Source organism: Maritalea porphyrae (assembly GCF_030159895.1).
In the GTDB taxonomy this organism is placed as follows: Bacteria; Pseudomonadota; Alphaproteobacteria; order Rhizobiales; family Devosiaceae; genus Maritalea; species Maritalea porphyrae.
Genome location: NZ_BSNI01000002.1, coordinates 1,527,359 through 1,540,921 on the forward strand (window position 1 = coordinate 1,527,359; position 13,563 = coordinate 1,540,921).

A 13,563-nucleotide genomic window follows, 5' to 3' on the forward strand; every position below is an offset into this window, starting at 1 on the left:
TCGGGGACATTTTGAAATGGCAAATTACACTGGTGTAAACCAACAGCCGGAGATGAAAATGCCGGAGTTTAAACTTGGCTTCTTGATGCCAATTTGGAAATTGATGGCGAAATCGCCTGGCAACACAGCATTTACGTTGGCGCTAACCGCTTCATTGGGTTGGGCGAGCATCAACGCGCTCTATATGCAGGAGAACGCACATCCCGCGCCGCTATTTGCAAACAATCAGCAAATTGAACAAGCAACGGTTGCGCCCGTCGAGTTTGTGCCGCCAGTTCGCACACCAACCGTAATCGAGCAAGTTGCGCAACCAATGCCAGCGCCGGCTGCTGCGCCTTCTTTTGGTCCTGTCACTGGCAACCCAAGTGCGTTCTTCGTGCAATCAAAACTCTATGAGCTCGGCTATTTCAAAGAAAAGGTCGATGGCTATTATGGGCCGAAAACAGCGGCTGCCATTCGCGAGTTCGAAGTTGAGAATGGGCTGACCTCTAGCGGGGCCATCAGCGACGATTTGATTGAAATCTTGAACTCGGGCCAGGTGACTGTGCCTTACTCGGCTCCAGTCTCAAATCCAGCGCCTGCGAGCGCACCGCAAGCTGCTTCTGATCCGCTTCTTAATATCGCGCAGCAGGCTACAGCAGAAACGACGTCATCTACATCGTCCGCAGTTTCTTCAGAATTGGTCGCAAAAGTACAGGCCGGTCTGAATTCACTTGGCTATGATGTCGGTAAAGTTGACGGTATTGCTGGTGAGGCAACAGCAACTGCGATCCGCAAATTCGAAACATTTTACAATTACGATCAAACTGGCGAAGTGACGCCAGAGCTAATTGATATGCTCATCGCTGCAAACGCGAAATTCTGATTTGATATGAGTAGAGTTCGCGCCGAGCTATGGGTCGCTGCCCTTGTGCGACGGCTAAATGATGCTGGCGAATTCTGTGTTGTGTCTCGACGCGGCGACAAAGACGCTGGTCAAATTTGGATTGAGGTCGATCACCTTGACGGCACTTGTTCGCTATTTGCGCCAGCGCCCGCCAATCCAGACGCGACCGATCGACAGTTCGTTGCGCGCATAAAAGCTAAAGATCCAATTGCCGTACGTGAACGCATTGTCCAAGAGGCGGAATTTGATCCAGACTTTTGGGTGGTTTCTGTCGAAACCAGAAAACCTGATCTTGGACTAACTATAGTAGATTTGGGCTAAGACGCTTTGTTATTACGCAGCTTTTGAACCGCCTGCATTGCACGTTCAACTGCATCGGTTGCGCTGTCCGCAGCCTTGTCCAGTTCTGGTGTACGTGTGCTGTATGGAGCGACAGGCTTGTGTGAAATTGGCCGTGAAGACGCTTCTCTTGCGAGGGCGGTGATTTCAGCATCGCCGCGCCACACAGACATTGCAAACACCATGGCCTCTGGTTCAACTTGTTTGAATAGGCGTGTATATTGCGCAAGGGCGCTTGAGCTGTTTCGATCGTGCGCGGTGGCATGGATCAGAACCTTTAGCCCATCATACTCGTTGCATCCGAATGCGCGTAGCACCACAAAAAGCGCGGCTCCGCTCACATCGTGGGCAATCTCCCCGCAACGCACTTCATCAAGCCCAGTGATTTGGGTGAGCAAGCGTGTCACTTCTGGTCGACGGTTCTTCGACAAGAGTTTCATCATCGCTTGTGTGAATTCTGCGGTCGCTACTGAAATATGCTCGTAAGTGCGGTGCATTTTGGTGCGCGGAATTTTGCGACCCTGGAACGCTTTGAGCACTTCAAGACGATCTTCTTCCTTAAGATCGAAAAACGCAGATAGCAGATATGCCTTGTCAAAGTCTTCGCGTGCGGCAAGAGAATGGGCTACGACTTGATCCATTGCTGCGGCTTTGCTGATCGCGCGTAAGTAAGGGCCGGAGAAATGAATCGAGCGGTTCTTTGAGAGTGCGCGATAAACCTTGCGGCTGTTCACCGGAAAAATCTTGCTGACAAGCTTCTTGGTCAGGTCTTTACGCGAAGCAACCAAGGCGACTTTTTCAACGTCACCACCTTCAACAATATTGAGCAACAGCTCTTCAGAAACCGACTCATTGTTTTCGAGGAAACTTGCCAACTCGTCGCCGATATTTTCAACCACTAGTGCCTCGAGAATTGGCGATAGGTGAGGAGACCGGGCAAGCTTTGCAGCTGCTCGCGCACGCGCCGCAACAGACGCTGTTGGGAATAGTCTTTGTGCTAACGCTTCGAACTGCATTCTTTCAGTTGGCATCGGCTTTGGACGACGCGAATAAGCGTCACAAGCGGCGACCAAAAGTGTGTTTGCACGATCAATACCACCTGATTCAATCAGGAGTTGGAATGTTTCGTATGGTTGAAAGCCGATCATAACCGCCCAGAATCACAAAATTGGTTCAAAACAAATCAATTAACTAACTTTTCCATCAATTCGTTAGCAGACTGTTAACCTTGACGATTTCTTAATGGTTTTCTAACAGCAAATTCAATCTCGAATTTGTGCAACTTTATGCTTGTGAACAATTAAGACACAGCAAACTCAAATTTGTGAGGTCTCCCATGGGGCGGATCGTACAGTTTATAAAGAGTAGTAGGCCACGCCGGGATAGGTCGAGAGATATCAGATGCGGCAATGTAGTGATTTTTCCTGGGGTGCGATATGAACGCGAAAATGACGACCAAAATAATGTGCGGGCAAAGCGCAAGCGGCGCGAAAAGCGCAACTAGTCTATTCAAGTTCATGGCTCTTACCTTGCTAGTGACTGCACTGGCTGCTTGTGCACGACCAGTTGGCGATTTTGGGCGTGCGCAATCCGATGTGTTGCACGATGAGATATTGCCGCGGGTTGGTGCGCTCGCCGCAGATGGACGAAAAGAGCCTGTCTCCCTTTTCAATTTGACAAACGAAGAACAGGACATGCGCAACCGCATATGGCGCTTTTTGGTTGCCAACAAAGCGCAAGATTGGATGTTCGATCATGCGGTCGAAATGCAAAGAACTAGATTGAGCAAACCAGTTGATCTCAACTTCCGCACAGACCGATATTATCGCCATTTGCGTTTGATGGATTTTGCTTCTTCTCGCGGTCGATATCTTCGTTTGTCGCAAGATGTGTATGATGACATTGAAACGATCCCGAGCGCATTTGGGTCGATTTGTTTGGTCATGGAGATCGAACGTCGACGCGAAGTAGCGTTGAGTGGACTTTATGCCGACAATACAGCAGTTAAGCATCAGGTTCGCGCGCGGGAATATGAGAACAAGAATTACATCACCTGGTTCGCAAGGGCAGTCGACTACCGCTACAAATCTTATGATGTCGCGCTAAACAGATTGCTTGTTGAAACGCCACATGAAGAAGCCCACACCGCAAATGAATATCTGAATCGATTTGCAGTACTTGTTGGGCGCGCCAAAAATGGTGAATTCTGCGATCCATTCGCGAAGGAAAGCTACAACCACGATAAGGATTTCCCGCTCCTGGATTCTCGCTATTCACAACAAAGCGAGATCAAAGAAGATGAAGACGAATTCCTGAAATAGCTTTGCGGTATTCTATCCCCACAATGGGGCGCAGCGGACGTTCTCTAGCTGTGCCTCAACCGCCGCAGATAAACTTGGGTGCGTGGGCAAGACACGAATAATTGCCGTTAATTGGTTTGTGGGAACGCGCACGATCTGTTGGCTCTCATCAATTTCCAGTTCGTCACTGATTAGTTTTCGCGCCTGATCCACGTTAAATATGCCAATATTCATATCACGGCTATTATTGGTACGGCTTGTCGTTGAATAGGGAACGCTGCCATCTTGTGCAACAAGTGCTGCGGACCAAAAGGTCGCGGGCAGAGCTCCCACTATTTCCACTGGTCCATCGTCCAAACTCACTTGGCAGACGGCGTGCACGAACGCGGGGTCCAATTCTAGGCTTGTCTCAAGCGCGGCATCGTCGGGACCCAGAATGCGTAATTCGTTATTTGGCGCAAAAGTAGAAATAGAAACCCATGCATTTTGGGTCGACACGACCGGCATAATGAGAATGACACAGATATGGATGATGCCGCCTAGAACAAGTCCAGCAAGCATATAGGTGAAGAACCTAATCATGAGCAGTTGCCTCGCTCAATTGCCGGCAGTCGTACTTCGTCGTTTCCAAGCACAAGAAATGCTGTTGTGTCGTAAAAACTCAGCTTGAGTGCAAACGCTTGCGCCGAAGGAGTGGGCAACCAGTTGCCTGGTTGGATTTTTGGCGAGACCTCGATTTCAAAGTTTCCGCCTTCGATACGGTTGATTTTGTCGCTGACCAAATAGCGCTCGATATCAGCAGATGATCGGTTTCCAACGGGAACTGCCCGAAGTGTCCATGCAGACGCATCCGGCGTACTACCAAAAATACGATATTGGCATTTGCTTGTCAGCTCTTCACCTTCGTCATCTTTGGTTGCGGTGAACACAACACCCTCGGCGCGGCCGAGCTGTAGGGCGCCAGAACGAGCAAGGGCCGCACGGCGATAGGGATGGGTGTCTGCGCCCCCAGAATCGGGCCATCCATACCAAGCTCCATATTTAGATGCGGTGAGCTGTCGGCCATTTTCCACCATATAGTAAGCCGAGCCGAACCCGGTACTTAGAGCAATCGCGAGTGTGAATAGGATGTAGAAGGCGTTGCGAAGCAAGATTTCAACCTAACTCTTGATGTGACGCCGCAGATACATCTGCGGTGCCAGTTGAGCCATCAAGGCGGAACAAAAGCTCTTGGAATGTACGTTCCAATTCACGAAGTTTTTCGCCTGCTTCATCCGTGAGCGTCGGCGGACGCACCAACGGCGGTGCTTCACTGTCAGAATCTTCGATCTGCTCAAGACCAACTTCCAAGCGCTCAAATTCTGCGCCCTCCAAATCGGCAATCTTTACGTTGGAATGGGCGTATGACATAAACTTCTGCCAAGTCTGGGCTGGGAGTCGGCCGCCTGTCAGATTATTTGTCTTGGTGTAATCGTCATTCCCATACCAAACCGCGGCAACATAATTGCCGGTATATCCAGCAAACCAAGCATCCCTATATGATTGCGTGGTACCAGTTTTGCCAGATGCAGGCGTGCCAGGAACCTGGGCACGACGACCGGTGCCAGAAGTCACCACAGCGCGGAGCATTTCGTTTATTCCTGAAACGGTTTCCGGTTGTAGAATTCGTTCACGTGCAATATCGCGCTTTGCATCAAAAACCACATCGCCGCGCAACGTCGTGACGCGGCTTATGCCAAAAGCCTTGGCTTTGTATCCGCCATTCGCAAACACTGCATATGACGATGCCATGTCCATCACGCTGACAGAAATTACCCCAAGTGCCAACGAACGGGTAACGGGGAACGAGTTCTGTATGCCCATCTTATGCGCTAAATCAGCAATTGGTTGGCGACCAGTTGCTTGCGACAATCGCACCGGCACTGTGTTGATAGAGCGGGCTAGGGCACTTTTGAGCGTAACGCGGCCAGCATATGAACGGCCATAGTTCTTGGGGCACCAATCGCCAATACAAATCGGCGCGTCTGAAATAACGGTGTTGGGTTTGAACTTGCCGGTTTCGAGTGCGGCTGCATAAACGAATGGTTTGAACGACGAGCCTGGTTGTCGCGTCGGGCTCGTTGCACGGTTGAATTGGCTCTTGCCGTAATCACTGCCGCCCACCATAGCGCGAACCGCGCCGTGTGGCTCTAGAACGACCATCGCACCTTGCTGCACGCGATAGGCTTCGCCTTCTTCACGCAATATCGAGGCGACTGAGTTTTCAGCGTGTTTCTGCAACACGGGATCAACAGTTGTCCGCACGGTAAACGCGGTGCCGACCGGGTAGTCCTTGATAATGCTTTTGACTTCATTGAAGGCCCAATCAAGGAAGTAATTTGGCGATTCAACATCTTCAAAGCGCTCGATCGGGAAAGCAGGTGACAAACGCGCAGCGGTCACTTGGCCTTCTGTCATAAAGCCCGCTTGCACCATGTTGGTCAGTACATCATTTGCCCGCCCACGCGCCGCGGCAAGGTCAACGTGAGGTGCATATTTTGTCGGTGCTTTGAACAAGCCTGCCAACATTGCGCTTTCAGCAAGGGAGATGTCCTGCACCTTCTTGCCAAAGTAATAGTCCGACGCTGCAGCGACGCCAAAATTGCCGCCGCCCATATAGGCGCGGTCAAAATAGAGCTTCAGGATTTCATCTTTGCTATAATGCGTTTCCAGCCAAAGCGACAAGAACGCTTCGTGAAGTTTCCTCGTGATGGTCTTTTCTGACGACAGAAAGAGGTTCTTGGCAAGCTGCTGGGTGATCGTGCTACCACCTTCAACAAAGGAATTGGCGCGCACGTTTGTGATCATGGCACGTGTAATGCCCATGATATCAATGCCAAAGTGCTCGTAAAAGCGCCGGTCTTCCGTTGCCAATGTCGCATTGATCAAATGTTCGGGTATTGTCGCCAACTCAATGCTGTCGTCTGACCTAATGCCGCGACGACCAATTTCGTTTCCGTAGCGATCAAGAAAGGTGATGGCATAGTCATCAACCTGGTTAAACTCGCCACTCGCTGTTAGCTGAAACGAGGGCAGGGCGAGTGCCGTCATCAACACCAAGCCAAGGGCAAAAAACGTTAAACCATCAGAGACCAGCTCGACGATAAGCCGCCGAAAGCCTGTGACACGGAACAGAGACATAAAATCGCCAAAGCGTTGATAGCTATGGCCAAACGATTGAAAGGTCTCATAAAGCGACGAATCCAGCCAAGAATCCAGGCGGATAAACTTCGACGTTTTGCGCCCTTTCTTCTTTTGATAGAACGGATCCACCACTTACATGCCTATCTAAATTGCGATTGTCGTTTTCGATTAAGCGCTTGAGACTTAACACTAAGTGCATTAAGCCAACATTGAAACAATTGATGGCGCAATTTTCAGGCTGAAACAAGACAGACCGATATGAATTTTTGGGAAGAAAAATCTCTCGCTCAAATGTCCGATGCTGAATGGGAGTCATTGTGCGATGGTTGCGCGCGTTGCTGCCTGATTAAGCTTGAGGACGAGGACACCGGACAAATCGTCACTTCAGATGTGCATTGCAAGCTGATGAACGAGCAAACGTGCGGTTGTACGGACTACGCCAATAGGCAAGTTCGGGTACCAGATTGTATAAAGCTGACGCCCCAAAATGTAACTGAAATCAATTGGATGCCGGTGACATGCGCATATCGGCGTTTGGCAGAGGGCAAGGGGCTCGCTTGGTGGCATCCGCTTGTTTCGGGTGATCAGCAGACCGTTATCGACGCCGGCATTTCCGTCAAAGGACGCTCTGTTTCAGAAGCAGAAGTGAATGAAGAAGACTGGGAAAACCACATTGTTGGCTGGCCAGAGTTTGACCCTACGGTAGAGCCTGAATAAGAAAAATTCCCTAAATAGGAAAATAGTCCTTGACACCGTGACGGTCATTTGGTAGGTTTTGGGCATGGTCGAAGTAGTGCGGCCAACAACGGCAACCAGCTCAAGCTTGGTTGCCTTTTTTATTTCAGCAATATGAGCGAAACCTTTGAAACCAACCGATCCAAAATGGAGCGACGTGGCGAATGCCTATGTCTCAAGCAATCTCACCGTCCTGCAGATTTGCGCGAAGTTTTCGATTTCTCGGTCTCAATTGTATCTCCGCGCAAAAAAGGAATGCTGGCCGCGTCGGCATCCCACCGAGATTTCAGAGCAACATGAATTCTTGGAAACCATGTTTAGTGTGTTGCATCGCCAGCTGGAACAGCTTGACCGCCGAATAAGTCCTGAACGACCAGTCGATGCGGTGCAACTTGGCAATATCGCAAAGACCTTTGAAAAGCTTGTGGAGCTGCGCTCAACTCTAAAGACTTCAAAGTCTACCAAGGTTGAAAGTGCGGCCGTACATGCGCTTCGTGAGGCACTTGCTCAAAATCTCGCAAGGTTGAATGAACCGAATTGACCAACTGCTTGCTCAACTCGACCATGACGAGTTGGAGGCGCTAAAATTTGATTGGTCGATTTGGGCGCGACGTTCGCAGCTACCCCCAAATGGGGATTGGACAACATGGTTGTTGCTTGGTGGCCGTGGGGCAGGAAAAACGCGCGCCGGCGCTGAGTGGGTGCGCGCAAGCGCAATGGCACAGAAGCCAAAGAGCCCAATTGCGCTGGTGGGCGAAACACTAGCAGATGCACGCGCAGTGATGGTTGAAGGGCATTCTGGCTTGATGAGTATTCACCCGACAAGTGAACGGCCCAGCTTTCACCGCGCGAGAAACGAATTGGAATGGCCAAACGGTGCAATTGCGCGTCTATATTCTGCCGCTGATCCCGAGAGCTTGCGCGGTCCCCAATTTGCGAGCGCCTGGTGCGACGAGGTTTGTAAGTGGGGTCATGCGGATGAAACCTGGGACATGCTGCAATTCTGTATGCGGCTCGGTGAGCGCCCACAACAATTGGTAACAACAACGCCCAAGCCGATGAAACTGTTAAAGCGGATTATTGATGATCCAATGACACGGGTAAGCAAAGTTAAGACGCAAGATAATCGGAAAAATCTGGCGCCCGCGTTCCTAAATCACATCGTTGGTCAGTATCGCGGCACCTCACTTGGGCGACAAGAACTTGAGGGTGAAATACTTCAAAGCGCAGACGACGCCTTGTGGTCGCGGCAATTGATTGACTTGAACCGGGTTGCAACTGCACCAGAGTTGGAACGAATTGTGGTGGCTGTTGATCCGCCGGTTACAAGCCACGACAAATCAGACAGCTGCGGCATCGTTGTTGCCGGCCTCTTTGAAGAAAGCGTCTACGTTTTGGCCGATGCGACGATTTCAAAAGCGTCGCCGCTGAAATGGGCTCGCAAAGTGGTTGAACTATACGAGTATTATCAAGCCGATTGTGTTGTTGCAGAGGTAAACCAAGGCGGCGACCTTGTAAGCAATGCATTGCTACAGGTTGAGCCGAGTTTGCCCGTAAAATCGGTGCACGCCAAACGCGGCAAGTGGTTGCGGGCAGAGCCGGTGGCGCTTCTCTATGAACGAGGATGCGTGCGCCATGTTGGCTTGCTAGCTGAACTAGAGGACCAGATGTGCAATTTCAGCGTTGATGGCCGATCGAATGGACATTCGCCAGACCGCCTGGATGCACTTGTTTGGGCGGTGGCGGAACTTGCGCTGAACAAGCGACAACGACCGCGTATTAGAAACATATAGTTTTCGGAAGGACCCTATGGGCAACTTTTTCAACCGACTGTTTGGGCAGCGGGCGAACTCGCCTGCCGAACACAAATCGGCGCACTCGTTTATATCGATGATGGAGAGCCCGTCCGCAAACTGGTCGGGGCGCTCTTATGCAGCGGCAGCGCAAAACGCATGTATCCGCAATCCCGTTGCTCATCGCGCAATCTCATTGGTCACCCAAAATGCAGCACGTGTGCCGTTAATGGTCGACGATCAAGGGGAGCGGCTGGCAACCCATCCGGTACTAGATTTGCTATCGCGTCCAAATCCAGACCTCAGTGGTCCTGAACTGATCGAAACGATTTTTAGTCATCTTTTGCTCAGCGGAAACGCTTATCTAGAGGTGTTGCAGTTTGAGCCAGGACGCCATCATATCTACCCCTTGCGTCCGGACCGAGTGGTTCCAATTGTGGGGCAAGATGGCTGGATTAAAGCGTATGATTACAAGGTAGGCAACACGAAGCGCCGCATTGCAGCTTCAAAACAAAACCCGATCCCGATGATCCATTTGCGGAATTTTCATCCCACAAGCGATCATTCTGGACTAGCTCCAATCTTGGCCGCAATGGATGCGGTGGATACCCACAACAAAGCTTGTGAGTGGCACAAATCGCTTCTGGATAACGCAGCGCGTCCCTCTGGCGCACTCGTATATAGCGCAGAAGCAGGCAATTTGACTGCAGAGCAATTCGATCGGCTCAAGTCCGAGTTGAACGCCAGTTTTCAAGGTGCTGCGAACGCCGGTCGTCCAATGGTTTTAGAAGGTGGGCTTGACTGGAAAACGCTCTCAATGTCGCCGCGAGATATGGACTTTATTGAAGCCAAAAACAGCGCTGCGCGTGACATCGCCATGGCATTTGGTGTGCCACCAATGTTGCTCTGTATTGCGGGCGACACGACTTATGCAAACTACAAAGAAGCAAACCGTGCCTTTTGGCGCCAAACCATAATTCCTCAAATGGTCAAAACCTGTGCAGCGCTTTCGCGCAACCTCCACCTGATATTTCCAGGGCGTTGGGCATTGGTGCCGAACTTTGAGGCGATAGAGGCCATCGCCGATGAGCGACTGGCCAATTGGGCAAAAATTGATGCCCTCAACACACTAAGTGAGGACGAAAAGCGAGAGCTGATCGGTCTTCCAAAGCATACTTTTAGTAAAACGAGTCCGGACCTATCGGACCACAGGGAGGATTAAATGACTGAAATTTCGCAAACTTTTGTCGAGCGAGGTGACTTAGCGCATCTCGCTCTTTTTCTTTGGGCAAGCAGTACAAGCGCATTGCTGGTGTGGACGCTGAAAGAGCTGGGCGCAGCCAATCGCCGCTTTGACAATTTCGTCAATGAGATTGCCGCGCTGAACAAGCTTTTCAAGCGCAAATAGTCAAAGGGAGAGTTTCAATGGTTGAGAAAAACACAATGTCCAATAATGCCAAAAATGAATTTAGAGAATTTGCATGGAATGTGGCTTCTAGCCTTTCCAAAACCACCAAAAACTCGACTGGTCGCGGTGGGCAGAACACTCATCGCACGGCAACGGGTGGTCGGGTGCGCTCGAAATAATGAACATAAAAATCAGCGAAGATGGTGTGTTTTCTGGTTATGCCAGCATCTTTGGCAAAATTGACCAGGGCGGCGACATCGTTGTGCGCGGCGCGTTTCAGAACTCACTTAATAAACGTGGTGCCGCCAACATTCGGATGCTTTTCCAGCACGACCCCAAAGAACCTGTTGGCGTCTGGCACTCCATTCGTGAAACGGATTTGGGTCTCAAAGTCACTGGGCAAATCAGTCCTGACGTGGCTCGCGGTCATGATTTGATTAGTCTCATTCGAGATGGTGGGATCGATGGCCTCTCGATTGGATTTCGAACAGTGCGCGCGTCCACCAAGTGGCGCGCTTCAGCTCGTCGTCTTTACGAAATCGACCTTTGGGAAATCTCGATAGTGACATTTCCCATGCTCGACGTGGCGCGGATTGCTGCGCCGCAGCTTGCGCAGAACATCAAACAAGCAACCAAGCTTCTAACCTCAACCTTTTAAAGGATACTCAATGACCACCAAACCGTCTCACGACTTTGAGGTGAAGGCACACGCACGTGCTGACGCCACCGATGACGTCACGCATTTGTTTGACGATTTTATGCATGCGTTTGAAGAGTTTAGGTCCACAAACGACGCTCGCCTTTCTGCCATCGAAGGCAAGAAAGAAGACGTTCTTCTTGATCAAAAACTAGATCGCATCAACGCAGCGATGGACAGTCAAAATGCTGCGATTGAAAATATGTTGGCGAAGCAAATGCGTCCAAACCTCGGGGCTGATGGGCTGATTGTTGCAGGCGATAGCGAGTATAAGGATGCGTTCTCCGCCTATGTCCGCAAAGGCGAGGAAAAGGCATTGTCAGCCGGGTCAAATCCGGACGGTGGATATCTTGTGCCAATTGAAACGGATCAAGATATTGGCCGTCGTTTGGCCGCGATTTCGCCGATCCGCTCAATCGCTAGCGTGCGCCAAGTTTCCTCATCGGTATACAAAAAACCAATTGCCACCGCTGGCCCAACCGTCGGTTGGGTTGGCGAAACCGATGCCCGACCCGAAACCGCAGCCTCAACGCTTGCTGAAATCGAATATCCAACGACTGAGCTGTACGCCATGCCTGCCGCAACGGCGAGCTTTCTGGACGATGCCGCTGTTGATGTTGATGCGTGGATTGCCGAAGAGGTCGAAGCGGCCTTTGCAGAGCAAGAAACGGCTGCCTTTGTTTCTGGTGATGGCGTCAAAAAACCAACAGGTTTTCTCTCTGCGCCACAAGTTGCGGATGATAGCTGGTCTTGGGGCAATATCGGTTATTTGCTAACCGGTACCGCCGGCGCGTTGCCAGCCTCAAACCCAAGCGATGTGTTGATCGACTTGGTCTACGCACTGAAAGCGGGGTATCGCCAAAACGCCAATTGGGTAATGAACCGTCGCACGCAAGCACAATTGCGCAAAATCAAAGATGCTGACGGCAACTATTTGTGGCAGCCGAGCAATCAGCCGGGCATGCGCCCGAGCTTTATGGGCTTTTCGGTTGTGGAAGCTGAGGACATGCCAGATGTGGCCGCTGATGCAACCGCGATTGCGTTTGGTGACTTCCGCCGCGGATATCTCATTGTTGATCGCTTAGGTGTGAACGTCATTCGCGACCCATATTCTGCAAAGCCTTATGTGCTGTTCTACACAACGAAACGCGTAGGCGGCGGCGTACTTGATTTCGATGGGATCAAACTTCTCAAATACTCGGTCAGCTAAGCCTCCAATAGCTTTACCGAGTTTGTCGGCCCAACCTGTTTCCCTCCCGCAGGTTGGGCCGCTTCTATTTAAGGAGAAGAAATGACGTCATATTTATTGACCGGGCCAGCAATTGAGCCAATTTCGCTAGAAGAAGCCAAGACCTATTTGCGGGTCAGCGACGCTGCGGATGATCAGTTGATTACAACCCTGATCGCAGCTGCTCGCGTCCATGTTGAAACGCTTACCCGGTGTGCCATGATCACCCAGACCTGGCGCAAAGTGCTGGATTGTTGGCCGAATTCAAAACAAATCGAGCTGCCACTTGGGCCATTTCACTCCTTGCAGGCTATTCGGGTTTATGACGCTTCTGGCGATGCATCCATTTTGCCGCTAGCCCAGTTTTTGCCAGATGAAAAATCTCGGCCAGCGCGAATTGTATTGCCCCAAATGATCGCGGGGCAACCCATCAAACGCGATAAAGCCGCCATCGAAATTGACTACCAAGTCGGCTTCGGCAACAGCGCAGTTGATGTGCCCAGCGCGCTTAAACAATCATTGCTGACATTGATCGGGCATTGGTTCCAAAACCGCGAAGCGGTGGTGATGGCCGGCAGCGGCGCGATCGTGCCGCACGGGTTCGATCAGCTAATCGCCTCTTACAAGGTTATGAACATATGAGCATTCGCATGCCGTCCCTTGGGGAATTGAATCAACGCATTGAATTGCTAAAACGTACGACCACAAATGATGCAACCGGCGGACAAACTAGCAGTTACACCAGCTTAGGCAATGTCTGGGCGAAAGTGCGTTCGGGCCCCAGCGTTGCGCAAACCATTGCGGATGCCATTGCGCAGTTGGACAAAACCCACGTCACAATCCGCTTTCGATCCGACATTGCACCAGGTGATCGGCTGATGGTTGACGGGCAGCCCTTGGATGTCGACAGCATCGCCGACATCAATGGTCACAAAGCCTATCAGAAACTCATTTGTTCCAGACCTATTGTAACAGGGTCCCGACATGAATGAGG

General features: G+C 51.0%; 17 protein-coding genes. 13 read left to right on the forward strand and 4 right to left on the reverse strand.

Going from position 1 to position 13,563, the window contains the following annotated elements:
- Positions 1-16 precede the first annotated feature (16 nt).
- Both QQL65_RS10855 and QQL65_RS10860 read left to right on the forward strand, forming a co-directional pair.
- Complete coding sequence (locus tag QQL65_RS10855; RefSeq protein ID WP_284364419.1) at positions 17-865, forward strand: peptidoglycan-binding domain-containing protein; 849 nt, start codon at positions 17-19, stop codon at positions 863-865.
- A gap of 6 nt (positions 866-871) precedes the next feature.
- On the forward strand, positions 872-1,207 hold the full coding sequence (locus QQL65_RS10860; protein ID WP_284364420.1) for a DUF1491 family protein: 336 nt from the start codon (positions 872-874) through the stop codon (positions 1,205-1,207).
- Here QQL65_RS10860 and QQL65_RS10865 read toward each other — a convergent pair.
- Positions 1,204-2,373, reverse strand: a complete 1,170-nt coding sequence (locus QQL65_RS10865; RefSeq protein ID WP_284364421.1) for a DUF2336 domain-containing protein — start codon at positions 2,371-2,373, stop codon at positions 1,204-1,206. The genes QQL65_RS10860 and QQL65_RS10865 overlap by 4 nt on opposite strands.
- Before the next feature lie 300 nt (positions 2,374-2,673).
- Here QQL65_RS10865 and QQL65_RS10870 point away from each other — a divergent pair, with 300 nt between their 5' ends.
- Positions 2,674-3,546, forward strand: coding sequence for a hypothetical protein (locus QQL65_RS10870; RefSeq protein ID WP_284364424.1), 873 nt, complete (start codon positions 2,674-2,676; stop codon positions 3,544-3,546).
- A gap of 12 nt (positions 3,547-3,558) precedes the next feature.
- On the opposite strand, the gene QQL65_RS10875 is transcribed toward QQL65_RS10870, so the two are convergent.
- From QQL65_RS10875 to QQL65_RS10885, 3 genes are read right to left on the reverse strand one after another with little or no spacing between them, the layout of a single operon-like run.
- Positions 3,559-4,107 carry a DUF1254 domain-containing protein gene (locus QQL65_RS10875; RefSeq protein ID WP_284364425.1) on the reverse strand — a complete coding sequence of 183 codons (549 nt, stop codon included), beginning with the start codon at positions 4,105-4,107 and terminating at the stop codon, positions 3,559-3,561.
- Positions 4,104-4,676, reverse strand: coding sequence for a DUF1214 domain-containing protein (locus QQL65_RS10880; protein ID WP_284364426.1), 573 nt, complete (start codon positions 4,674-4,676; stop codon positions 4,104-4,106). Before QQL65_RS10880 ends, QQL65_RS10875 begins: the two co-directional genes overlap by 4 nt.
- Positions 4,677-4,680: 4 nt before the next feature.
- Complete coding sequence (locus QQL65_RS10885) at positions 4,681-6,705, reverse strand: transglycosylase domain-containing protein (protein ID WP_284364427.1); 2,025 nt, start codon at positions 6,703-6,705, stop codon at positions 4,681-4,683.
- Positions 6,706-6,966: 261 nt separating this feature from the next.
- On the opposite strand from QQL65_RS10885, the gene QQL65_RS10890 reads away from it, so the two are divergent.
- From QQL65_RS10890 to QQL65_RS10935, 10 genes are all read left to right on the forward strand, one after another.
- On the forward strand, positions 6,967-7,425 hold the full coding sequence (locus QQL65_RS10890; protein WP_284364428.1) for a YcgN family cysteine cluster protein: 459 nt from the start codon (positions 6,967-6,969) through the stop codon (positions 7,423-7,425).
- Between the two features lie 145 nt (positions 7,426-7,570).
- Complete coding sequence (locus QQL65_RS10895) at positions 7,571-7,984, forward strand: hypothetical protein (protein ID WP_284364430.1); 414 nt, start codon at positions 7,571-7,573, stop codon at positions 7,982-7,984.
- Positions 7,971-9,236, forward strand: a complete 1,266-nt coding sequence (locus QQL65_RS10900) for a DNA-packaging protein (RefSeq protein ID WP_284364431.1) — start codon at positions 7,971-7,973, stop codon at positions 9,234-9,236. The genes QQL65_RS10895 and QQL65_RS10900 overlap by 14 nt, the downstream gene beginning before the upstream one ends.
- 16 nt (positions 9,237-9,252) lie before the next feature.
- Entirely contained in the window at positions 9,253-10,458 is a 1,206-nt protein-coding gene (locus QQL65_RS10905; RefSeq protein ID WP_284364433.1) for a phage portal protein, read from the forward strand.
- Positions 10,459-10,644, forward strand: a complete 186-nt coding sequence (locus tag QQL65_RS10910) for a hypothetical protein (RefSeq protein ID WP_284364435.1) — start codon at positions 10,459-10,461, stop codon at positions 10,642-10,644.
- Positions 10,645-10,661: 17 nt separating this feature from the next.
- The gene (locus QQL65_RS10915) at positions 10,662-10,823 is read left to right on the forward strand and encodes a hypothetical protein (RefSeq protein WP_284364437.1); all 162 of its coding nucleotides are present in this window, start codon (positions 10,662-10,664) and stop codon (positions 10,821-10,823) included.
- Positions 10,823-11,302, forward strand: coding sequence for an HK97 family phage prohead protease (locus QQL65_RS10920; protein WP_284364440.1), 480 nt, complete (start codon positions 10,823-10,825; stop codon positions 11,300-11,302). The genes QQL65_RS10915 and QQL65_RS10920 overlap by 1 nt, the downstream gene beginning before the upstream one ends.
- A 10-nt stretch (positions 11,303-11,312) precedes the next feature.
- A complete protein-coding gene (locus QQL65_RS10925; RefSeq protein ID WP_284364442.1) occupies positions 11,313-12,551 on the forward strand; it encodes a phage major capsid protein in 1,239 nt (412 codons plus the stop codon).
- 81 nt (positions 12,552-12,632) lie between these two features.
- On the forward strand, positions 12,633-13,211 hold the full coding sequence (locus tag QQL65_RS10930; RefSeq protein WP_284364444.1) for a head-tail connector protein: 579 nt from the start codon (positions 12,633-12,635) through the stop codon (positions 13,209-13,211).
- Entirely contained in the window at positions 13,208-13,561 is a 354-nt protein-coding gene (locus tag QQL65_RS10935) for a phage head closure protein (RefSeq protein WP_284364446.1), read from the forward strand. Before QQL65_RS10930 ends, QQL65_RS10935 begins: the two co-directional genes overlap by 4 nt.
- The last annotated feature ends 2 nt before the right edge of the window (positions 13,562-13,563 follow it).